This window comes from Lysobacter xanthus (assembly GCF_047159895.1).
On sequence record NZ_BAAGAB020000002.1, the window covers coordinates 15454 to 34938 of the forward strand.

Consider the following 19485-nt stretch of genomic DNA (forward strand, 5'->3'; position numbering starts at 1 on the left):
GCCTTGGCGGCGGCCCGCCTAACGCACTCACCCGCGGGGATGGTGCATGCGGTGCAGCTGCTTGAGTTTCTCGCGCGCGACCAGCGTGTAGATCTGCGTGGTCGACAGCGAGCTGTGGCCGAGCAGCATCTGCAGGGCGCGCAGGTCGGCGCCGTGGTTGAGCAGGTGCGTCGCAAAGCTGTGGCGCAGCCCATGCGGGGAGATGCGGCCCGGATCGATGCCGGCGACCGCCGCCAGCCGCTTCACCGTGGCCCAGAAGTGCTGGCGCGTCAGCGGCTCGCCGTGGCCGTCGAGGAACAGGAACGGCGAGCTGCGCCCGCGACCCAGCAGGACCGGTCGCGCGCTGGCCGCATAGCGTTCCAGCCAGTGCTGCGCCTCCTCGCCCATCGGCACCAGGCGCTCGCGGCTGCCCTTGCCGGTCACGCGCAAGGCGCCCTGCCGCAGGTTCACCGCCTGCGCCGGCAGGCCGACGAGCTCGCTCACGCGCAGGCCGGTCGCGTACATGAGCTCGAGCATCGCGCGGTCGCGCAGCCCCGCCGGCGTCGCGTCGTCGGGCGCGGCCAGGAGCGCGGCGACCTGCGTCTCCGTCAGCGCCTTCGGCAGCAGCCGCGGCAGCGTCGGCGTGCCGAGCAGCGCGGTCGGGTCGTCGCCGCGGAGCCGCTCGCGCACGCACCAGGCGAAGAAGCCGCGCAGCGCGGACAACAGGCGCGCATTGCTGCGAGGCGAGTAGTTCGAGCGCGCACGCCAGGCGAGGTAGTCCGACAGCTCGGCACCGCCCGCGGCCGCGAGTGCGCCGTCGACGCCCCGCCAGCGCGCGAAGCCCGCGAGGTCGCGGCGATAGCTCTCGCGCGAGGCCGGCGTCAGGCCGGTCTCGGCCCACAAGGCGTCGAGATGGCGATCGATCAGGTGCGCATCCGACGCACCGAGCGGCGGCATCGACCGTGCGGCCTGCCGGCGTTCGGCGATGCCGCCGGCGCGGCGCGATCCCGCGTTCGAATCCATGCGGTCGAGCTTAGCGACTATCCTTCGCGCATGGCATCGACCTACCCTGCGCGGCCGAACATCGGCTGGCGCCTGCTCGCGCTCGTCTACGACGTCTTCCCGGCGCTCGGCCTCTGGTTCGTCACCGTTTCGATCGCGGTCGCGCTGCACGGCGGCGAACCGGTGCGCTCGGGCACGGCGGCCGGATTCGTCGAACTCGCCGCGCTGTGGGCGGTCACCGGCATCTACGCGACGCTGAGCTGGCGTCGCGGCGGACAGACGCTCGGCATGCGCCCGTGGCGCCTGCATGTAGTCGGGGACCGTGGTGCGCTGTCGTGGCGCGATGCATGGCTGCGCTACGCGGTGGGCACGTTGTCGCTGCTCGCCGCCGGACTGGGATTCTGGTGGGCGTGGATCGACCGGGACCGCCGCGCCTGGCACGACCGTGCAAGCCGCTCGCGCGTGGAACGACGCGCGAAGACCTGAAGTCATAACGCCGGTCCATCCCATGGGGCCCCGGGTGGATGGGCGGCGCTCGTGCCGGGGCGTGGCCGGTCGTTCGGACGAGCTCGGTGCCACGCGTTCGCGGCGCTTTCGACGCGCTTGACGGGCATCCGGGCTGCGACGCGAAGTTGGTGCCACACGTATTCGCCGGCGGCGCGCCGAACACGACCGCGCGGCTGCGCTACACGGCCGCGATACGCGGAGCGTTCGTCCCGTCGCTCGATCGATCGACGTGCGTGGCTGCCGCGCAGGCGCGCCGCACGCCGACTTCAGCCCGAGCGTCGGCGGAACAGCAGCGCCGACAGTGTCAGCATCAGCAGGGTCGGGGCGACGTAGGCGATGCGGTAGTCGAGCTGGAAGGCGTTGGCCGCGCGCACGAACATCAGCTGCGCGAGCCAGAAGCCGAGCGCGAAGACGATGCCGGTGAACAGGCGCCGGCCGAGGCCGCCGCTGCGCAGCGTGCCGAAGGCGAACGGCACCGCCGCCAGGCACAGCGCGAGCACGTTCAGCGGGTAGAACCAGCGGCCCCAGTAATGCTCGGCGAACTCCTTCGCGTCGAGTCCGTTTCGCTCGCGGTATTCCATCGCCTGCCGCAGCTCGGCCGACGGCAGGTAGCGCGGACTGTCGAGGTCCGCGGTGAGCGCAGCGCTGTCCAGGCGCGACGTCCACTTCAGTTCCGGCAGCGTCTCGCGGCGTACCGTCTTGCCTTCGAACAGCGTGCGCGTGACGTTGCGCAGCAGCCAGTTACCCGGTCGATGCTCGGCGATCGCCGCGCGCGAGATCGAGCGCAGTCGGCCATCGGGCTCGAATTCGTACAGGCTCACGTCCCGCAGTTCGATCCACTGGTGCGCGCCGTCGCTGCGCTCCTGCCCGCTCTGCGCATTGAGGATGACGTCCGCTTCGCGCGCCCACAGCCCCGAGTACCGCGCGACCACGGTGTCGCGGCTCTTCGCGGTCTGCTTGACCACGTTCGCCATGCGGTCGCCCCACGGGCTGAGCGTCTCGCCGTTGAAGACCATCACCGCGGTGAGCAGTGCCACCGCGCCCACCACCGTGACGCCGAGGCGTCGGCGGGACAGCCCGAGCGCACGCAACGCGGTGAGTTCGGACGAGGCCGCGAGCTGGCCGAGGCCCATCAGGGCGCCGATGACGGCCGAGGTCGGAAACAGCGTGTAGGCACGACGCGGCGCGGTGTAGAAGACGTGCGCCACCGCCTTGCCGAACGTGTAGTCGCCCTTGCCGACGTCGCCCATCTCGGTGACGAGCGCGAGCATCACGTCGAGCCCGAGCAGCACCGCCCACACCAGCAGCACGGTGGCGAGCACGACGCGCGCGACGTAGAGGTCGTGGATCTTCGGGAACGGCTTCATCGCGCGGCCCTCCGCAGGCGCGGCGCGGCGATGCGCCCGTCGCGCCGGTAGAGCCAGATCGCGACCGCCAGCAGCGGCACGATCAGCCACCACTGGCCGAGCGCGGCGGGAATCTTGCCGCTCGAGATCAGGTTGACGCTCTGCAGCGACAGCATCGTGCCGACGAGGTAGACCAGGAAGCCGAGCACGATGCGGCCGAAGCGGCCGTCGCGCGGCGAACTGCGCGAGAGCGGCACCGCGAGCAGCGCGAAGGCCAGCGCGAGGAACGGCGGTGCGATGCGCGAATGCAGCTCGGCCTTAGCGGCCGGACGCGCGTCGCCCATGAGCTTCAGCGTGGAGAGCAGGCGCGGGTCGTCGGGATCGTAGCGACCCCGTGCGGTGGGCATCTGCGCTTCGTTGCGGCGGTAGCGCATCAGCCGGTAGTCGCGCGTGGCCCCGCTGCGCGGGCCCTCCACCTCGAAACCATCGTCGAGCACGAGGAAGCGGTGGCCGTCGTCGTCGACCTCCAGATGACCCGCGTTCGCGGTCGTCACGTCGAGGCGATCGTTCTTCTGGCGATAGATGAAGACGCGCTCGAAGCGCGTGCCGTCGGTCGACATCCGGGTGACGAACACCACGCCGCCGTTGCCGATCGGCGTGAAGCGGCCGGGCTCGAGGCCCGCCACGAGGAGGTTGCGGGTGGCGGCGTTGACCATCTCCTTGGAGACGCGCTCGGCCCAGGGCGCGAGCCACAGGGAGCACAGCCCGATCACCAGGGCCACCGGCAGGACCAGGCCCAGCACCGGCCGCAGCAGGCGCCCGGGGCCGATGCCGACCGAGGCCAGCACCGGCATTTCGGAGTCCCGGTACAGCCGGCCGACCGCCAGCATCAGGCCGAGCATCAGCGCCAGCGGCAGGATGATCGGCAGCCAGTTGAGGAACAGCAGCCCGAGCTGGGGCAGCAGCATGTCGGCCGGGAACCGCCCCTCGGCGATGTTGCGCAGCACGTCCGCGAACACCGCGCCGAACGCCACCATCAGCAGGATGAGGGTGGTGGCGAGGGTCGCCTGTACGAATTCGGACAGCAGGTATCGGTCGAATTTCAGCATTCGCGGGGGCTGTTCTAGACTCGTCGTTCGTTCAACGGCCCGGCGCGGCGCCTCATGGCGCGGTCGGGTACCTGCCCCGGCTCGTGCCGGCGCTTCGGCCCACAGGGTCGGCGATTGTACGTAAAACCCTTTTCACGACCTGCCCGGAACCCTGGATGGCCCTCGAATTCGACCTGACCTCCGATGCGCCGGCCTCCGCCGCGGCGGACTGCGTCATCGTCGGCGTTTTCGCCGACAAGACCCTCACCGATGCCGCCTCGGCCCTCGATCGCACGTCCGGCGGGCGCCTGTCGGCGCTGATCGAACGCGGCGACGTCAGCGGCAAGACCGGCAAGACCGCGCTGCTGCACGACCTTCCCGACGTGAAGGCGCCGCGCGTCCTGGTCGTCGGCCTCGGCGACGCCGCGAAGTTCGGCGTGCCGCAGTACATCAAGGCCGTCGGTGACGCGGCGCGTGCGCTCAAGGCGGGTCCCGTCTCGCATGCGGTCACGACGCTGCCGCAGGTGCCGGTGAAGGGCCGCGACACGGCCTGGGCCGTGCGCCAGGCGGTGATCGCCACCGACCATGCCGCGTACCGCTACACCGCGACGCTCGGCGAGAAGTCGAAGGCGAAGATCGAGCCGGGCCTGCAGCGCCTGAGCATCGCTTCGGACGACGCGCAGGCGCTCGCGCACGGCCAGGCCATCGCCGCGGGCGTGCAGTTCGCGCGCGAGCTCGGCAACCTGCCGCCGAACATCTGCAATCCGGCCTACCTCGCCCAGCAGGCGCAGACCTTCGCCGCGCGCTTCGACAGCTGCTCGTGCGACGTGCTCGACCGCGAGCAGATGGACGCGCTCGGCATGGGCTCGCTGCTCGCCGTCGCGCAGGGTTCGGCGAACCCGCCCAAGCTCATCGTGCTCAAGTACGTGGGCGCCGGCGACGCCAAGCCCTACGTGCTGGTCGGCAAGGGCATCACGTTCGACACCGGCGGCATCAACCTCAAGGTGCAGGGCGGCGTCGAGGAAATGAAGTTCGACATGTGCGGCGCGGCCACGGTGCTGGGCACGTTCGTGTCGACGGTCGGCCTCGGCCTGCCGATCAACCTCACGGTGGTGGTGCCGGCGGTGGAAAACATGCCCGACGGCAACAGCTACCGCCCGTCCGACGTGCTCACCTCGATGTCGGGCAAGACCATCGAGGTCGGCAACACCGACGCCGAGGGCCGCCTGATCCTGTGCGATGCGCTCACCTACGCGCAGCGCTTCGAGCCGGCCGCGCTCGTCGACGTGGCCACGCTCACCGGCGCCTGCGTCGTCGCGCTCGGCAAGTACGCCACCGGCCTGATGACGAAGGACGACGACCTCTCCAGCGAGCTGCTGGAGGCTGGCGAGGCGGTGTTCGACCGCGCCTGGCGCCTGCCGCTGTGGGACGAGTACCAGACGCAGCTCGAGTCGACCTTCGCCGACGTCTACAACATCGGCGGCCGCTGGGCCGGCGCGATCACCGCGGGCTGCTTCCTCGCGCGCTTCACCGAAGGCCAGCGCTGGGCGCACCTCGACATCGCCGGCGTCGCCAACGACGAGGGCAAGCGCGGGATGGCCACGGGCCGGCCGGTCGGCCTGCTCTCGCAGTGGCTGATGGACCGCGCCGCGCAGGCGTGACCGGATGCCCCGCGCCGACTTCTACCTGATCGCCAAGCCGCGGTTCCGCTCGGAACCGCTGCGCCTGGTCTGCGAGCTGGCCCGCAAGGCGGTCGACGCCGGCCAGCCGACGCTGGTGCTCGCCCGCTCTCAGGAGCAGGCCGAAGCGCTCGACGACCTGCTGTGGGACATGGGCGATGACGTCTTCATCCCGCACCAGATCGCGGGCGCCGACGAGGACGAGGACGAGGCCGAGGTGCTGATCGCCCCGCCCGAGGCCGACGTCGCACTGCGCCCGCTGGTGATCAACCTGCGCGACGCCGCGGTCGAGGGCGCCTTCGACCGCGTGCTGGAAGTGGTCCCCGCCGACGAATCGGCGCGCGGGCCGCTGCGCGAGCGCTGGAAGCAGTACCAGGCCCGCGGACTGGAATTGAACAAGCACGACATGTGACGACGGCGGGCGGGACGATCCCGGCCCGCCGCGCCTGCACTGGACATCTCCGATTGGTCGCCTCGCGTCGGTCGATCCGCGCCGCCACGGCCGCGCGTACGCGCGCGACGCCGGCGAGGCTCGCGGCCGCGGGCGCCGCCCCGGTATCCTGACGCCACGGGCCCGCCCCGATTCCCTTCCTGTGCCACGCCCCCGGTGCCCCGCGCCGTGGGCCGGCCGTTTCCGCCGATACCGCCATGTCCCTCGCCCCCGGCTACGACCCCACCCAGTTCGAGACGCGCCTCTACCAGCAGTGGGAGGCCAGCGGCGTCTTCAAGCCGCGCGGCACGGGCGAGCCCTACTCGATCCTGCTGCCGCCGCCGAACGTCACCGGCACGCTGCACATGGGCCATGCGTTCCAGCACACGCTGCAGGACGCGCTCGTCCGCTACCACCGCATGCGCGGCCGCGACGTGCTCTGGCAGATGGGCACCGACCACGCGGGCATCGCCACGGAGATGGTCGTCTCGCGCAACCTCGCGCTCGAGGGCAAGGGCGAGTCGCGAGACACGCTCGGCCGCGACGGCTTCATCGCCAAGGTCTGGGAGTGGAAGCAGACCTCCGGCGACACCATCGAGCGCCAGATGCGCCGCCTCGGCACCTCGGGCGACTGGACGCGCAGCGTCTTCACCATGGACCCGATGGCCGCCGACGCGGTGCGCGAGGCCTTCGTGCGCCTGTTCGACGACGGCCTCATCTACCGCGGCCAGCGGCTCGTCAACTGGGATCCGGTGCTGAAGACCGCGATCTCCGACCTCGAAGTCGTCAACGAGGAAGAGGACGGCTCGCTCTGGTCGATCCGCTATCCGCTGGCTGACGGTGCCACGTACGAGTACGTCGAGCGCGACGAGGACGGCAACGAGACCGTGCGCGAGACGCGCGACTACCTCGTGGTCGCCACCACGCGTCCGGAAACCATGCTCGGCGACACCGCGGCGATGGTGCATCCGGACGACGAGCGCTACGCGTCGCTGCACGGCGCGTTCGTCGAGCTGCCGCTCACCGGTCGCCGTATTCCCGTGATCACCGACGACTACGTCGACCGCGCGTTCGGCACCGGCGTGGTCAAGGTCACGCCCGCACACGACTTCAACGACTACGCGGTCGGCCAGCGGCATTCGCTGCCGCTCATCAACATCTTCACGCTCGACGCGAAGATCCTCGATGGCGTGCTCGCCGACGAGGCCGGCATCCCCGCCGCCTATCGCGCCCTCGATCGTTTCGATGCGCGCAAGGCCGTGCTGGCGGATCTCGAGGCGGACGGCCTGCTCGTCGAGACGAAGCCGCACAAGCTGCAGGTGCCGCGTGGCGATCGCACGGGCCAGGTGATCGAGCCGTACCTGACGGACCAGTGGTTCGTGAAGATGGACACCCTGGGTGCGAAGGGCCTCGCGTTGGCCGAATCCGGGGCCGTGCGTTTCGTCCCTTCGAATTGGATCAACACCTACCGCCACTGGATGGAGAACATCCAGGACTGGTGCATCTCGCGCCAGCTCTGGTGGGGCCATCGCATTCCCGCGTGGTACGACGCGACGGGCCGCGTCTACGTCGGCCGCGACGAGGACGAGGTGCGGGCGAAGCACGGCATCGCGCCCAGCATGCCGCTTACGCAGGACACCGATGTGCTGGAGACGTGGTTCTCCTCCGCGCTGTGGCCGTTCAGCACGCAGGGCTGGCCGAACGAGACGCTCATGGCCGAACGCGGCTTCGACCGTTTCGTGCCGTCCAGCGTGCTCGTCACCGGCTTCGACATAATCTTCTTCTGGGTCGCCCGGATGATCATGATGACGGACCACTTCACCGGCGAGGTGCCGTTCAAGGACGTCTACATCACCGGCCTCGTGCGCGATGCGCAGGGCCAGAAGATGAGCAAGTCCAAGGGCAACATCCTCGATCCACTCGACCTCATCGACGGCATCACGCTCGACGCGCTCGTCGCCAAGCGCACGAGCGGGCTCATGCAGCCGAAGATGGCCGAGAAGATCGAGAAGGCGACCCGCAAGGAATTTCCCGACGGCATCCCGGCATTCGGCGCCGATGCGCTGCGCTTCACCATCAGCGCGCTCGCGACGCACGGGCGCGACATCAAGTTCGACCTCGGCCGCGCCGAGGGCTACAAGAACTTCTGCAACAAGCTGTGGAACGCGACGCGCTTCGTGCTGATGAACACCGAAGGCTTCACCGCCTCGGGCGTGCCGCAGCCGACGACCGACGCCGAGCGCTGGATCCTCGCGCAGCTCGCGCGCACCGCGGCCGAAGCCGAGCAGCACTTCGCCGACTACCGCTTCGACCTGCTCGCGCAGTCGCTGTACGAATTCGCGTGGAACCAGTTCTGCGACTGGTTCGTCGAACTCGCCAAGCCCGCACTGAACGGCGACGATGCCGACGCCGCGAACAGCACGCGGCACACCCTGCTGTACGTGCTCGAGCGCCTGCTGTCCCTGCTGCACCCGCTGATCCCGTTCGTGACGGAAGAGCTGTGGCAGGCGGTCGCGCCGAAGCTCGGCGTGGCGGAGGCGACGATCATGCTGCGGCCGTATCCACGCGCCGCCGAGCTGCCGCAGGCCTATGCATCGGCCGAGGCCGCGGTCGAATGGCTGAAGTCCGTGATCTCGTCGGTGCGCCGCATCCGCAGCGAGCTGAACGTCGCGCCGTCGAAGCCGGTGCCGTTGCTGCTCGCCGACGGCGACGCCGCCGACCGCGAACGCGCCGCGCGCTTCGGCTCGCAGCTTCGCTTCCTGTGCAAGCTCGAATCGATCGACGTGCTCGACGACGCGAACGCCGCGCCGGCGTGCGCCGCGGGCGTCGTCGGCACGCTGAAGCTGCTCGTGCCGCTCGAAGGCCTCGTCGACCTCGGCGCGGAGCGCACGCGGCTCGACAAGGAGATCAAGCGCGTCGACGGCGAACTCGCCAAGTCGCAGGGCAAGCTCGCGAGCGAGACGTTCGTGGCGAATGCCCCGGCCGCGGTGGTCGAGCAGGAACGCAAGCGCCTGGTCGACTGGGCGGCGCAGCGCGAGGCGCTGGCCGCGCAACGCGCGAAGCTGGGGCTGACCGGCGACAACTGAGCACGACGGGCGGGCGTTTCGTCCGCGGTCGTGTGCAGCGCGGATTCGCTGCGGGGTGGCGGCGCGGACGGCGCGCCGTCACCGCACGACGGCACCGCCGGTCATTCCGGCGGCAACAGCTCCATCGCCATCACGATCGCGTCCTCGCGACCGTCCTTCGCCGGGTAGTAGCGCGGCCGGCGACCGATCTCGTTGAAGCCTTCCTGGTCGTACAGCGCGATCGCATGGCGGTTCGACGGCCGCACCTCGAGGAAGACGCGCTGCGCGCCGCGCGAGCGGGCGAGGTGCATCAGCGATCGCAGCAGCCGACGCCCCTGCCCCTGGCCCTGCCGCTCGGGCGCGACGCAGATGTTGAGCACGTGCGCTTCGCCGGCGGCGAGGCTCATCAGGAAGTAGCCGGCGATCACGCCATCGACGTCCAGCACCCACGCGAGGTAGTCGGCGCGCAGGCAGTCGCGGAAGATGCCGGCGGTCCAGGGGAACTCGTAGGCGCGCCGCTCGATCGCATGCACCGCTTCGACGTCCTGCTCGCGCATCGGACGCAGGGCGGCGGGACGATCGGACGGCTGCGCGCTCATCGGCGCGTGTCCCGGCGCAGCGGCCGAAGCAGGCGCCAGAAGGCGCGACGCGACGCGACGTCGTGCGGCAGGCCGTGGCTCTCGAGGAGCGGCCGGAGGTCGACTCCGCCCGCGGCACGGTGCAGGCCCGGCGGGATGTCGAACGCCAGCGCGGACATCGGCCCCGTGCCGTCGTCCCGGCCGCCGGCCGGCGTCGGACGGGCGAGCACCTCGAGGCCCATGGCCTGCAGCCATTCGACCTGCTGGGCGCTCCACGGCAGGGTCATGCGACCGCCTCCGCGGGGCGGCGCAGTCGGCGCCAGACCCAGTAGACCGGGCCCGACAGCGCGTACAGCGCGAAGATCGTGAACAGCACCGTCGGTGGGTCGATCGCCACCGCCACGAGCACGGCCAGCACGACGACGATCGCGAGGAACGGCACGCGATCGTTGCGCGGGCCGCCGCCCTTGAAACTGAAGTAGCGCATGCGGCTGACCATGAGCAGCGCGGCCGCGACCGCCACGCCCAGCGCCACGTAGCGCAGCTCGCGCCCGTCGAGGCCGAACGCATCGCAGGTCCAGACGAAGCTCGCGACCAGCCCCGCGGCGGCGGGGCTCGCCAGGCCGATGAACCAGCGCTTGTCGACCTGCCCCACCTGCGCGTTGAACCGCGCGAGCCGCAGCGCCGCGCAGGCGGCGTAGAGGAAGCTGGCGATCCAGCCGATCTTGCCGGGCGTCGCGCCGTCGAGCGACAGCGAGGCCAGTGCCCAGTGGTACATCAGCAGCGACGGCGCCAGGCCGAAGCTGATGAGGTCGGCCAGCGAGTCGTACTGCATGCCGAACTCGCTCTGGGTGTTCGTCAGCCGGGCGACGCGGCCGTCCAGCCCGTCCAGGATGGCCGCCACGAAGACCGCGATGCAGGCGTCGGCGACATGCCCCTGCGCCGCCGCGATGATCGCGAAATAGCCGGCGAACATGCCGCCCGTGGTGAAGAGGTTCGGCAGCAGGTAGATGCCGCGGGCGCGCGGCCGGGGCTGAACGCCCGGTGGCATGGATTCCATTTCGGCAGTGTATCGCTTGCCCCGGGGCCCCTGCGGTGATGCAATCGGGCCGATTTCCGCCTTTTCGGAGCCCGCCATGCGCCGGCCGATCCGCACCGCCCTGCTGCCGCTCGCGCTCCTCGTCGCGATTCCTGCCTTCGCCGGGCAGGTCTACACCTGGAAGGACGCGAAGGGCGTCACCCATTACGCGGACGCGCCCCCGCCCGGCTCGACGACCAAGCCGCGCCAGTTCGGCGAGCGCCCGGTGGTCCCGGCCGCCCCGAAGGCGGTCGCCAACTCCGACTGCAGCAATGCCCGCAGCAACCTCACCCTGCTGCAGGGCACCGCCAAGGTGGGCGTCGACTCCAACAAGGACGGCAAGCCCGACCGCGAGCTCACCGCCGCCGAGCGCGCCTCGCGCCTGAAGGTGGCCGAGGGCCAGGTCGAGCTGTACTGCGAGCAGCCCGCCGCCAACGCGGTCACCACCCGCAAGAGCTGACGCGGCGCGGCCCGCGGGCCGCAGCCGGGACGACGCGCGCGGGGCGCATGGCAGAATGCCGTTCTTTCCGCGCGTGAAATCCCGCCGATGCGCCTGTCGCAGTTCCATCTCCACACCACCAAGGAATCCCCCGCGGACGCGGAAGTCGTCAGCCACAAGCTGATGCTGCGCGCGGGCATGGTCCGCAAGCTCGCCGCCGGCGTGTACACGTGGAGCCCGCTGGGCCTGCGCGTGCTGCGCAAGGTCGAGCGCGTCGTCCGCGAGGAAATGACGAACGCCGGCGCGATCGAGGTGCTGATGCCGTCGATCCAGCCGCGCGAGCTCTGGGAAGAGACGGGGCGCTGGGAGAAGTTCGGCGGCCAGCTGCTGAAGATCAAGGATCGCAAGGACAGCTGGTACGCCTACGGCCCGACGCACGAGGAAGTCGTCACCGACTTCGCGCGCCAGGAGCTGGCCAGCTACAAGCAGCTGCCGGTCAACTTCTTCCAGATCCAGACCAAGTTCCGCGACGAGATCCGGCCGCGCTTCGGCGTGATGCGCGCGCGCGAGTTCCTGATGAAGGACGCCTACTCGTTCCACGCGAACGACGCGGACCTCGGCCGCGAATACCAGAACATGTACGACACCTACGGCCGCATCTTCACGCGGCTGGGCCTGAAGTTCCGCGCGGTATTCGCCGACACCGGCGCGATCGGCGGCAGCGCCTCGCACGAATTCCACGTGCTCGCCGACTCCGGCGAAGACTCGATCGCCTACTCCACCGGTTCGGACTACGCGGCGAACGTCGAGCTGGCCGAAGCGGTGTCGCCCGGCGAGCGCCCGGCCGCCACCGAGGCGATGCGCCGCGTCGACACGCCGACGCAGAAGACCTGCGAGGACGTCGCCGCGCTCATGGGCATCCCGCTGACCCGCACGGTGAAGTCGGTCGCGGTGATGGGCGTGGACCCGGAGAACAATCCGCGCTTCGTGCTCGCGCTCGTGCGCGGCGACCACGTCGTCAACGAGATCAAGCTCGCCAAGCTTCCGGGCATGACGGAATACCGTCTCGCGACCGAGGACGAGATCCGCGAGCACCTGAACGCATCGCCGGGTTTCCTCGGCCCGATCGCCCCGTCGAAGGGCATCTTCGTGGTCGCCGACCGCAGCGTCGCCGCGATGGCCGACTTCGTCGTCGGCGCGAACGCGGACGGCGCGCACATCGCCGGCGTCAACTGGGGGCGCGACCTGCCGGAGCCGGACCTGGTCGCCGACATCCGCAACGTCGTCGAAGGCGATCCGTCGCCCGACGGCACGGGCACGCTCGGCATCGCGCGCGGCATCGAGGTCGGCCACGTCTTCCAGCTCGGCCGCAAGTACGCCGAGGCGATGAAGTGCACGGTGCTCGACGAGACCGGCCGCGCGATCACGCCCGCGATGGGCTGCTACGGCATCGGCGTCTCGCGCATCGTCGCCGCGGCGATCGAGCAGAACCACGACGACAACGGGATCATCTGGCCGGATGCGATCGCGCCGTGGCAGGTGGCGGTCTGCGTGATCAATCCGAAGAACGCGGCGGCGGTCGACGAGGCGGCGCAGGCGCTGTATCGCGACCTGCTCGCTGCCGGCGTGGACGCGGTGCTCGACGATCGCGGCCTGCGCGCCGGCCAGATGTTCGCCGACATCGAGCTCATCGGCATTCCGCACCGCATCGTGGTGTCCGAGCGCGGTCTGGCCGCGGGCACGTACGAATACCGCCATCGTCGTGCGAGCGAGGCCGAATCGCTCGACCGCGCGGGCGCCATGGCACGGGTGGGCGTGCCGGGATAATCCGCCGCGTTTACCGCATTAATCCCGCCGGTTAGGATGGGCCGCCCGCGCAAACGGGTGGCCCATTTTCTTTTGCATTACCGGAGAAACACCGATGGCGTTCGACCTCAACAGCATGTCGGCCAAGGAACTCGAGGCCCTGATCGCGCAGGCGAAGAAGCGCCGCACGGTCCTCAGCAAGCGCAAGCCGGTCGCGGCGGTGCGCAAGCGCCTCGAGCAGATCGCCCGTGCCGAGGGGTATTCGATCGCCGAGCTGTTCGGCACGCGCAGCGCGCCGTCCGCGCCGGCCGCGGGCGCCGAGCCGCGCACGCGTCGCGCGCCCAACCGCAAGCCCTCGAAGATGGCCGGCACCAAGGTGGCGCCGAAGTACCGCAATCCGGACAACGCGAGCGAGACGTGGAGCGGTCGCGGCAAGCAGCCGCGCTGGCTGCAGGCGCAGACCGGCAACGGCCGCGCCCTCGACGACTTCCTGATCCGCTGATCCCACCGACGCCGGCCCGTGCCGGCGTCGCGCCATCCGGCCCACGCGCCGCTCACCCGCGCCGGGCGAGGCTCGCCGCATGTCGCAGCTCACCGAACGCCTGCGCGGCTGGGCCCGCGCACTCAAGCGCGAGACCCTCGTCGTCTACTTCGCGGCCCGGGATCCGCGCACGCCGTTCGCGGTGCGCGCGCTCGCCGTGGTCGTCGCCGCCTACGCGCTGAGCCCGATCGACCTGATCCCCGACTTCATCCCGGTGCTCGGCTACCTGGACGACCTCCTGATCGTCCCGCTCGGCGTCGCCCTGGTCCTGCGCTGGGTGCCGCCCGCGGTGAAGGCCGATGCACAGGCGCGTGCGGCCGAGGCGGCCGAGCGCCCCACCAGCCGCGGCATGGCGGTGGCGATCGTGCTGATCTGGCTGCTGATCGTCGGCTTCGTCGCCTTCTGGGCCTGGGGCACGTGGCGCGCCCGCCGCGCGTGAATCAGAGGTTGCGGCGCGGCGGCAGCAGCAGGTTGCCGAACAGCAGGCCGGCGACCAGCGCGGCGAGTGCGTTCATCACCGCCAGCAGGGCGCTCTGGCCGGCGCCCACGTCCTGGTGCTGCATGAGGCTCAGCAGGCCGCGCAGGCTGGTGCTGCCGGGCACCAGCATGATGATCCCGGGCACCCGGATGATCGCGCCGGGCCGGTGCCACCAGCGCGCATAGGCATTGCCGGCGGCGGTCATCACCAATGCGGCGAGGAAGACGCCGGCCGGGCTGCCCGCGGCCTGCCCGACGAAGCGCGAGACGAGGTAGCCGCACGCCGCCGCGCCCATCACCCGCAGGTAGTCGCGGTAGCTCGCGCGGAACAGCACCGCGAAGGCGAACGAGGCGAGCGCGAGCGCGATCCATTCGAGCCATTCCGGCTGCGGCCGCGAGGCGCGCGCCACCGGCGCGAGGCCGGCGAGGTCGAGCGCATACAGCGCGACGAGCACGCCGATGCCGAGTTTGAGCACGGTCGTCAGCGCGCCGGCGAAGCGCGCGGTACCCGAGACGAGCTGCTGGCCGGTCAGTTCGCTCACCGCGTTCGTGAGCGTGAGGCCGGGCAGCAGCACGACCAGCGACGCGATGATCACCGTGTTCTGGTTGAGCGGCGCGACGAGGCTCGCCGCCAGCACCGCCATCGTCCCGGCGAGCATGCCCGCCAGCGCCTCGAAGCCCGTGCGCACGCGCGGCTTGGACTCGGCGAGCTGCGCGAGCAATCCGATCATGAGGCCCGTGGTGCCCGCCACCGCGATGTCGAGCCAGGGCAGGCGCAGCAGGCCCGCCACCGAGGCCGCGGCGAGCCCGAAGGCCATCACCTCGGCGCGGCGCATGGTCGGCGTCGGCGGCGCGTCGAGCGCCTTCATCTGCGCCTGTGCGTCGGCGAGGTCGAGGCTGCCCTCGAGCACCTCCTCGGCGATCCGGTCGGTCTCGGTCAGGCGGTGCAGGTCGACCTCGCCCGGCGACAGGCGCAGCACGCGCGTGGTGTCGCGCAGGCCCGTCGCCCGACCCGGATCACTGAAGGTGAGGATCAGGCCCGTCGGGTTGGACCACGGCTCGCAGCCCACGCCCAGGCGCGTCGCGACCGCCGTCAGCGCACCTTCGAGCCGGTCCGCGGTGGTGCCGTAGCGGTGCAGGCGCAGGGCCAGCTCGACCATGAAGTCGATGCGTGCGGCGTACCCGGATTCGCTGAGCGGCGCGGTCATCGGGACAGGATCGCATGCCCGTGCACGCCGGTGCCGGTATGCTCCGGCGCGAACATGCCGACCCACGCGACCCGCCCGCCTTCCCTCGACCCCGACACCGGCGCGGGCACCGTGCGCCTCGCGGGCCAGTGGACGATCGAGCACGCGATCGCGATCGGCGAGACGCTCGCCACCGCACCCTGCGGCCTGACCGAGGTCGACGCGCGCGGCATCGGCCGGCTCGATTCGGTCGGCGTGCTGCAGCTGCTGCGCTGGTCGCGGCGCTGCGGCGTCGACTTCGAGGCCTTCACCTTCCGCGACGAGCACCGTGCGCTGGTCGCGGCGATCGAGGACGTGGTCGACGACCGCCCCAAGCGCAAGCGTGAGTACGGCGTGGCGGCCGCGCTCGGCCGGCTCGGCTTCGCGGTGCAGGACAACTGGAAGGAGGTGCTCGCACTCGTCGCCTTCCTGGGCGAAGTGCTGGTCAAGATGCTGCGCACGCTGCGGCAGCCCTCGCGCTTCCGTCCGATCGCGCTCGTGCACCACATGGAGCAGGTCGGCCTCGACGCGACGCCCCTCGTGGCGGTGCTCTCGTTCCTCGTCGGCGCGGTGATCGCCTTCCTCGGCGCGAACGTGCTGCGCGACTTCGGCGCGGAGATCTACGTCGTCGAGCTGGTGAACGTCGCCTTCCTGCGCGAATTCGGCGTGCTGCTGACCTCGATCATCCTCGCCGGCCGCACCGCGAGCGCGTTCACCGCGCAGATCGGCGCGATGAAGAGCCGCGAGGAAGTCGACGCGATCCGTACGCTCGGCATGGACCCGGTGGACCTGCTGGTCATCCCGCGCGTCGTCGCCCTGCTCACGATGCTGCCGCTGCTCACCTTCGTCGCGATGGTCGCCGGTCTGCTCGGCGGCCTCACCGTCGGCGCCTATGCGCTCGACATCCCGCCGCAGCAGTACCTCTCGCGCATGCACGAGACGCTCGAAGTTCGCCACCTGTGGGTCGGCCTCTCGAAGGCACCGCTGTTCGCGATGGTGATCGCGCTGGTCGGCTGCCTGGAAGGCCTGCAGGTGGAGGGCTCGGCGCAGTCCGTCGGCGAACGCACGACGTCCGCCGTCGTGCAGGCGATCTCGCTGGTGATCGTGCTCGATGCGGCCGCGGCGATGTGGTTCATGGTGATGGACTGGTGAGCACGCCCCTGCCCACGGCCGCGACCGATGCGCGCGACGACGGCTCGATCGACGCGTCGACGCCGATCATCCGCGTCCGCGGACTCGAGAACCGGTTCGGCGAGCAGGTGGTGCACGAGGGCCTCGACCTCGACGTGATGCCGGGCGAGATCATCGGCGTGGTCGGCGGCTCGGGCACCGGCAAGTCGGTGCTCATGCGCTCGATCCTCGCCCTGCGCGAGCCGGACGCGGGCGACATCGAAGTGCTCGGCGTCGACGCGCGCAGCACGGATCCCGAGTCGCGCCGGCACATCGAGCGCAATACCGGCGTGCTGTTCCAGGACGGCGCGCTGTTCTCGTCGCTGACCGTGGGCGAGAACGTCGAGGTGCCGCTCAAGGAATACCACCGCGACCTGCCGGAAACGCTGCGGCACGAGCTCGCGCTGCTGAAGATCAAGCTCGCCGGCCTGCCCGCCGACGCAATGGACAAGCTGCCCTCGCAGCTGTCGGGCGGCATGCGCAAGCGCGCGGGCCTCGCGCGTGCGATCGCGCTCGATCCCCCGCTCCTGTTCCTCGACGAGCCGACGGCCGGCCTCGACCCGATCGGCGCGGCCGCCTTCGACCACCTGATCCGCACGCTGCAGCAGGCGCTCGGGCTCACGGTGTTCCTGATCACACACGATCTGGACACGCTTTACGCTATCTGCGATCGGGTCGCGGTGCTGGCGGACCGCAAGGTCATCGCCGCCGCGCCGATCGCCGAGATCGAACAGCTCGACCATCCCTGGGTGCGCGAGTACTTCCACGGCCCTCGTGCCCGCGCCGCCCAGGCGGGGCGCGAGCGCACCGAACCGAACGACCGCTGACGGGATCGAGCCCCATGGAAACCAAGGCCAACTACGTCCTCATCGGTACCTTCACCATCCTCGTGACGGTGGTGCTGCTGCTGTTCGCGCTGTGGGCGGCGAAGTACTCGTCCGAGAAGGACTGGCAGGAATACGCCGTGATCTTCAACGAGCCGGTCACCGGCCTCTCCGAAGGCAGCTCGGTGCAGTACAACGGCATCTCGGTCGGTACCGTCGAGACGCTGCGGCTCGCGCCGGAGGATCCGCGTCGCGTGATCGCCACGCTGCGCATCCAGTCCGACGTTCCGATCAAGACCGACACCAGCGCGAAGATGTCGCAGAGCGGCATCACCGGCCCGCCGTTCATCCAGCTCACCGGCGGCAGCCCGCGCGCCGCGCGCCTGGTCGACGTCGACCACCGCGATCGCCCCGTGATCCGCACCGAGGCCTCCGCGCTGCAGAACATCGCCGACACCGCGAACCGGCTGGTCGCACGCCTCGACCGCGTGCTGAGCGAGGAGAACATCGCGCACGTGTCGAACACGCTCAACAGCATCGACCAGCTGACCGGCTCGCTCGCCGCCGAGCGGCAGGACATGCGGGCGATCATCGTCAATGCGCGGGCCTCCAGCGCCGAGCTCAATGCGACGCTCGCCGATGCACACGGCATCGTGCGCGACGTGGACCGCAACGTCGTCGACAAGCTCCCCGGACTCGTCGCCAAGCTCGACCGCACGCTCGGCCAGCTGGAATCGGCGGCGAACGGCGCCAACGGCATCGTCAACGAGAACCGGGCCGCGATCCACGGCTTCGCCACCGATGGGCTCGGCCAGGTCGCGCCGACGCTGGTCGAGTTGCGTGCGCTGGTGCGCGACCTGCGCCAGGTCACCGACCGCCTCGAGGGCGGGCCGGCGAACTATCTGCTCGGCCGCGAGCGCCCGAAGGAGTTCGAACCGAAATGAGCCCGCGCCCGATCACCCGATGCGCCCTCGCCGCCCTGCTCGTCGCGGCGTTGCCCGCCTGCTCGCTGCTGGGTGGCAAGAAGGCACCCCCCACCCAATACGCGCCGATGCCGCAGGTGGCGGCCGAGGCGTCGTGGCCACGCGTCGACGCCCAGCTCGAGATCGCGCCGGTGCAGGTCGCGCGGCCGTACGACACGCTGCGCATCGCCGTGCGTCCTTCGCCGCAGGAGCTGGAGGTCTACAGGGACGGGCTGTGGGCACAGCGCCCGGCGGAGATGCTGACGACGTCGCTGCTGCGCACCTTCCAGGAATCGGGCCGCCTGCGCGCGGTCTCGCGCAGCGGGAGCGGCGTCACCGCGGGCTATCGCCTGCTGCTCGACGTGCGGCGTTTCGAGAGCGACTACGCGGGCGCCGCGACGCCGGGCGCGACGCTCGACGTCAACGCGACCCTGCTACGCAGCGATGGCGGCGACGTGATCGCCACGCGCAGCTTCGTGGTGGTGGAGCCGGCCGGGGCCACCGACGTCCCGACCGTGGTGCAGGCGTTCGACCGCGCGCTGGTGCGGCTCGACCGCGACGTCGCGGGCTGGACGCTCGGCGCGATGGCGGGTGCCCGCCGCTGACGTAGGCCGGCTCAGCGCAGCGCGCCGAGCCGCCGGAAGGTCAGGTTGATGCGCGGCGCCACCGGCCGCGCCGTACGCGGCAGGCTGTGGCGGTAATGGCGTTGCGTCGTGCCCTGCATCAGCAGCAGGCTGCCGGGCGCCAGCGCGAGCCCCTGGCGGACGTCCCGGTCGCGATGGCGCAGCAGGAATCGCCGCGTGCCACCGAGGCTCACCGAGGCGATCACCGGCTCGGCGCCGAGCTCGGGCTCGTCGTCCGAGTGCCAGCCCATCGCGTCGCGTCCGTCGCGGTAGAGGTTGGCGAGCACGGCATCGAAGTCCAGGCCGAGCGTGGCACGCAGCCGCGCGCGCAACCCGGCGAGCGCCGGCGTCCACGGCCGCGGCTCGCGCACGACGCCTGAATAGCGGTAGGCCGTGCCGGGATCGCCGATCCAGCAGCTCAGGCGGGGCGCGGGCAGCTCCCGTCCGAACAGCCGCACCGGATGGTTCTCCCAGCCGATCTCCCGGTACAGCGCGTCGAACATCGCCCCGGCCTCATCTGCCCCGAGCCAGTGCGGGTCGTAGCGGACGTCGGCATCGGGCAGCGGCACCGGTTCGAGCATCGGCGGACGCTAGCACGCACCGCGCGCGTGATTGGCGGCCCCACGGCAAACCGCGACAATGGCGGGTCAGCCCGCGGAGAGCCC

At 71.0% G+C, this 19485-nt stretch carries 20 protein-coding genes; 12 read left to right on the forward strand and 8 right to left on the reverse strand.

Annotation, left to right across the window (positions count from 1 at the left end):
- Positions 1–27 precede the first annotated feature (27 nt).
- Positions 28–1002 carry a site-specific tyrosine recombinase XerD gene (gene xerD / locus ACY35P_RS01375; protein ID WP_462114027.1) on the reverse strand — a complete coding sequence of 325 codons (975 nt, stop codon included), beginning with the start codon at positions 1000–1002 and terminating at the stop codon, positions 28–30.
- Positions 1003–1032: 30 nt separating this feature from the next.
- Between xerD and ACY35P_RS01380 the strand changes: the two genes are divergently transcribed.
- Complete coding sequence (locus ACY35P_RS01380) at positions 1033–1467, forward strand: RDD family protein (protein WP_462114028.1); 435 nt, start codon at positions 1033–1035, stop codon at positions 1465–1467.
- Between the two features lie 287 nt (positions 1468–1754).
- On the opposite strand, the gene lptG is transcribed toward ACY35P_RS01380, so the two are convergent.
- Both lptG and lptF read right to left on the reverse strand, forming a co-directional pair.
- Entirely contained in the window at positions 1755–2855 is a 1101-nt protein-coding gene (gene lptG / locus ACY35P_RS01385; protein WP_462114029.1) for an LPS export ABC transporter permease LptG, read from the reverse strand.
- Positions 2852–3943, reverse strand: a complete 1092-nt coding sequence (gene lptF / locus ACY35P_RS01390; protein WP_462114030.1) for an LPS export ABC transporter permease LptF — start codon at positions 3941–3943, stop codon at positions 2852–2854. Before lptF ends, lptG begins: the two co-directional genes overlap by 4 nt.
- 155 nt (positions 3944–4098) lie before the next feature.
- On the opposite strand from lptF, the gene ACY35P_RS01395 reads away from it, so the two are divergent.
- From ACY35P_RS01395 to ACY35P_RS01405, 3 genes are all read left to right on the forward strand, one after another.
- Positions 4099–5583, forward strand: coding sequence for a leucyl aminopeptidase (locus tag ACY35P_RS01395; RefSeq protein WP_462114031.1), 1485 nt, complete (start codon positions 4099–4101; stop codon positions 5581–5583).
- A 4-nt stretch (positions 5584–5587) separates the two neighbouring features.
- The gene (locus ACY35P_RS01400) at positions 5588–6013 is read left to right on the forward strand and encodes a DNA polymerase III subunit chi (protein WP_462114032.1); all 426 of its coding nucleotides are present in this window, start codon (positions 5588–5590) and stop codon (positions 6011–6013) included.
- A 236-nt stretch (positions 6014–6249) separates the two neighbouring features.
- Positions 6250–9117 (forward strand): valine--tRNA ligase, encoded by a 2868-nt coding sequence (locus ACY35P_RS01405; RefSeq protein WP_462114033.1) that lies wholly within the window; start codon positions 6250–6252, stop codon positions 9115–9117.
- A gap of 101 nt (positions 9118–9218) precedes the next feature.
- Here the strand turns inward: ACY35P_RS01405 and rimI are convergent, their stop codons facing one another.
- From rimI to pssA, 3 genes are read right to left on the reverse strand one after another with little or no spacing between them, the layout of a single operon-like run.
- Positions 9219–9695: a ribosomal protein S18-alanine N-acetyltransferase gene (gene rimI / locus ACY35P_RS01410; RefSeq protein ID WP_462114034.1), complete on the reverse strand. Its 477-nt coding sequence runs from the start codon at positions 9693–9695 to the stop codon at positions 9219–9221.
- Complete coding sequence (locus tag ACY35P_RS01415; protein ID WP_462114035.1) at positions 9692–9961, reverse strand: hypothetical protein; 270 nt, start codon at positions 9959–9961, stop codon at positions 9692–9694. Before ACY35P_RS01415 ends, rimI begins: the two co-directional genes overlap by 4 nt.
- Positions 9958–10725, reverse strand: coding sequence for a CDP-diacylglycerol--serine O-phosphatidyltransferase (gene pssA, locus ACY35P_RS01420; RefSeq protein ID WP_462114130.1), 768 nt, complete (start codon positions 10723–10725; stop codon positions 9958–9960). Before pssA ends, ACY35P_RS01415 begins: the two co-directional genes overlap by 4 nt.
- A gap of 85 nt (positions 10726–10810) precedes the next feature.
- Here pssA and ACY35P_RS01425 point away from each other — a divergent pair, with 85 nt between their 5' ends.
- The 4 genes from ACY35P_RS01425 to ACY35P_RS01440 all read left to right on the forward strand — a co-directional run bounded on the left by ACY35P_RS01425 (position 10811) and on the right by ACY35P_RS01440 (position 13977).
- A complete protein-coding gene (locus ACY35P_RS01425; protein ID WP_462114036.1) occupies positions 10811–11212 on the forward strand; it encodes a DUF4124 domain-containing protein in 402 nt (133 codons plus the stop codon).
- Between the two features lie 87 nt (positions 11213–11299).
- Positions 11300–13018 carry a proline--tRNA ligase gene (locus ACY35P_RS01430; RefSeq protein WP_462114037.1) on the forward strand — a complete coding sequence of 573 codons (1719 nt, stop codon included), beginning with the start codon at positions 11300–11302 and terminating at the stop codon, positions 13016–13018.
- A gap of 94 nt (positions 13019–13112) precedes the next feature.
- Complete coding sequence (locus tag ACY35P_RS01435; RefSeq protein ID WP_462114038.1) at positions 13113–13499, forward strand: H-NS histone family protein; 387 nt, start codon at positions 13113–13115, stop codon at positions 13497–13499.
- Between the two features lie 79 nt (positions 13500–13578).
- Complete coding sequence (locus tag ACY35P_RS01440; protein ID WP_462114039.1) at positions 13579–13977, forward strand: YkvA family protein; 399 nt, start codon at positions 13579–13581, stop codon at positions 13975–13977.
- Position 13978: 1 nt separating this feature from the next.
- On the opposite strand, the gene ACY35P_RS01445 is transcribed toward ACY35P_RS01440, so the two are convergent.
- On the reverse strand, positions 13979–15223 hold the full coding sequence (locus ACY35P_RS01445) for a threonine/serine exporter family protein (RefSeq protein ID WP_462114040.1): 1245 nt from the start codon (positions 15221–15223) through the stop codon (positions 13979–13981).
- A gap of 54 nt (positions 15224–15277) precedes the next feature.
- Between ACY35P_RS01445 and ACY35P_RS01450 the strand changes: the two genes are divergently transcribed.
- Genes ACY35P_RS01450 through ACY35P_RS01465 form a run of 4 tightly spaced genes read left to right on the forward strand, consistent with a single transcriptional unit; the run spans position 15278 to position 18802 of the window.
- Positions 15278–16393 carry an ABC transporter permease gene (locus tag ACY35P_RS01450; RefSeq protein WP_462114041.1) on the forward strand — a complete coding sequence of 372 codons (1116 nt, stop codon included), beginning with the start codon at positions 15278–15280 and terminating at the stop codon, positions 16391–16393.
- Positions 16394–16401: 8 nt separating this feature from the next.
- Complete coding sequence (locus ACY35P_RS01455) at positions 16402–17238, forward strand: ABC transporter ATP-binding protein (RefSeq protein WP_462114131.1); 837 nt, start codon at positions 16402–16404, stop codon at positions 17236–17238.
- A 14-nt stretch (positions 17239–17252) separates the two neighbouring features.
- Positions 17253–18179: an MlaD family protein gene (locus ACY35P_RS01460; RefSeq protein WP_462114042.1), complete on the forward strand. Its 927-nt coding sequence runs from the start codon at positions 17253–17255 to the stop codon at positions 18177–18179.
- A complete protein-coding gene (locus ACY35P_RS01465; RefSeq protein ID WP_462114043.1) occupies positions 18176–18802 on the forward strand; it encodes an ABC-type transport auxiliary lipoprotein family protein in 627 nt (208 codons plus the stop codon). The genes ACY35P_RS01460 and ACY35P_RS01465 overlap by 4 nt, the downstream gene beginning before the upstream one ends.
- Before the next feature lie 11 nt (positions 18803–18813).
- On the opposite strand, the gene ACY35P_RS01470 is transcribed toward ACY35P_RS01465, so the two are convergent.
- Positions 18814–19401: an alpha-ketoglutarate-dependent dioxygenase AlkB family protein gene (locus ACY35P_RS01470; RefSeq protein ID WP_462114044.1), complete on the reverse strand. Its 588-nt coding sequence runs from the start codon at positions 19399–19401 to the stop codon at positions 18814–18816.
- Between the last annotated feature and the right edge of the window lie 84 nt (positions 19402–19485).

Excerpts from the sequence above, each read along its gene's own strand:
- xerD (WP_462114027.1), bottom strand. The coding sequence starts at position 1,002 with ATGGATTCGAACGCGGGATCGCGCCGCGCCGGCGGCATCGCCGAACGC.
- ACY35P_RS01380 (WP_462114028.1), top strand. The coding sequence starts at position 1,033 with ATGGCATCGACCTACCCTGCGCGGCCGAACATCGGCTGGCGCCTGCTC.
- lptG (WP_462114029.1), bottom strand. The coding sequence starts at position 2,855 with ATGAAGCCGTTCCCGAAGATCCACGACCTCTACGTCGCGCGCGTCGTG.
- lptF (WP_462114030.1), bottom strand. The coding sequence starts at position 3,943 with ATGCTGAAATTCGACCGATACCTGCTGTCCGAATTCGTACAGGCGACC.
- ACY35P_RS01395 (WP_462114031.1), top strand. The coding sequence starts at position 4,099 with ATGGCCCTCGAATTCGACCTGACCTCCGATGCGCCGGCCTCCGCCGCG.
- ACY35P_RS01400 (WP_462114032.1), top strand. The coding sequence starts at position 5,588 with ATGCCCCGCGCCGACTTCTACCTGATCGCCAAGCCGCGGTTCCGCTCG.
- ACY35P_RS01405 (WP_462114033.1), top strand. The coding sequence starts at position 6,250 with ATGTCCCTCGCCCCCGGCTACGACCCCACCCAGTTCGAGACGCGCCTC.
- rimI (WP_462114034.1), bottom strand. The coding sequence starts at position 9,695 with ATGAGCGCGCAGCCGTCCGATCGTCCCGCCGCCCTGCGTCCGATGCGC.
- ACY35P_RS01415 (WP_462114035.1), bottom strand. The coding sequence starts at position 9,961 with ATGACCCTGCCGTGGAGCGCCCAGCAGGTCGAATGGCTGCAGGCCATG.
- pssA (WP_462114130.1), bottom strand. The coding sequence starts at position 10,725 with ATGCCACCGGGCGTTCAGCCCCGGCCGCGCGCCCGCGGCATCTACCTG.
- ACY35P_RS01425 (WP_462114036.1), top strand. The coding sequence starts at position 10,811 with ATGCGCCGGCCGATCCGCACCGCCCTGCTGCCGCTCGCGCTCCTCGTC.
- ACY35P_RS01430 (WP_462114037.1), top strand. The coding sequence starts at position 11,300 with ATGCGCCTGTCGCAGTTCCATCTCCACACCACCAAGGAATCCCCCGCG.
- ACY35P_RS01435 (WP_462114038.1), top strand. The coding sequence starts at position 13,113 with ATGGCGTTCGACCTCAACAGCATGTCGGCCAAGGAACTCGAGGCCCTG.
- ACY35P_RS01440 (WP_462114039.1), top strand. The coding sequence starts at position 13,579 with ATGTCGCAGCTCACCGAACGCCTGCGCGGCTGGGCCCGCGCACTCAAG.
- ACY35P_RS01445 (WP_462114040.1), bottom strand. The coding sequence starts at position 15,223 with ATGACCGCGCCGCTCAGCGAATCCGGGTACGCCGCACGCATCGACTTC.
- ACY35P_RS01450 (WP_462114041.1), top strand. The coding sequence starts at position 15,278 with ATGCCGACCCACGCGACCCGCCCGCCTTCCCTCGACCCCGACACCGGC.
- ACY35P_RS01460 (WP_462114042.1), top strand. The coding sequence starts at position 17,253 with ATGGAAACCAAGGCCAACTACGTCCTCATCGGTACCTTCACCATCCTC.
- ACY35P_RS01465 (WP_462114043.1), top strand. The coding sequence starts at position 18,176 with ATGAGCCCGCGCCCGATCACCCGATGCGCCCTCGCCGCCCTGCTCGTC.
- ACY35P_RS01470 (WP_462114044.1), bottom strand. The coding sequence starts at position 19,401 with ATGCTCGAACCGGTGCCGCTGCCCGATGCCGACGTCCGCTACGACCCG.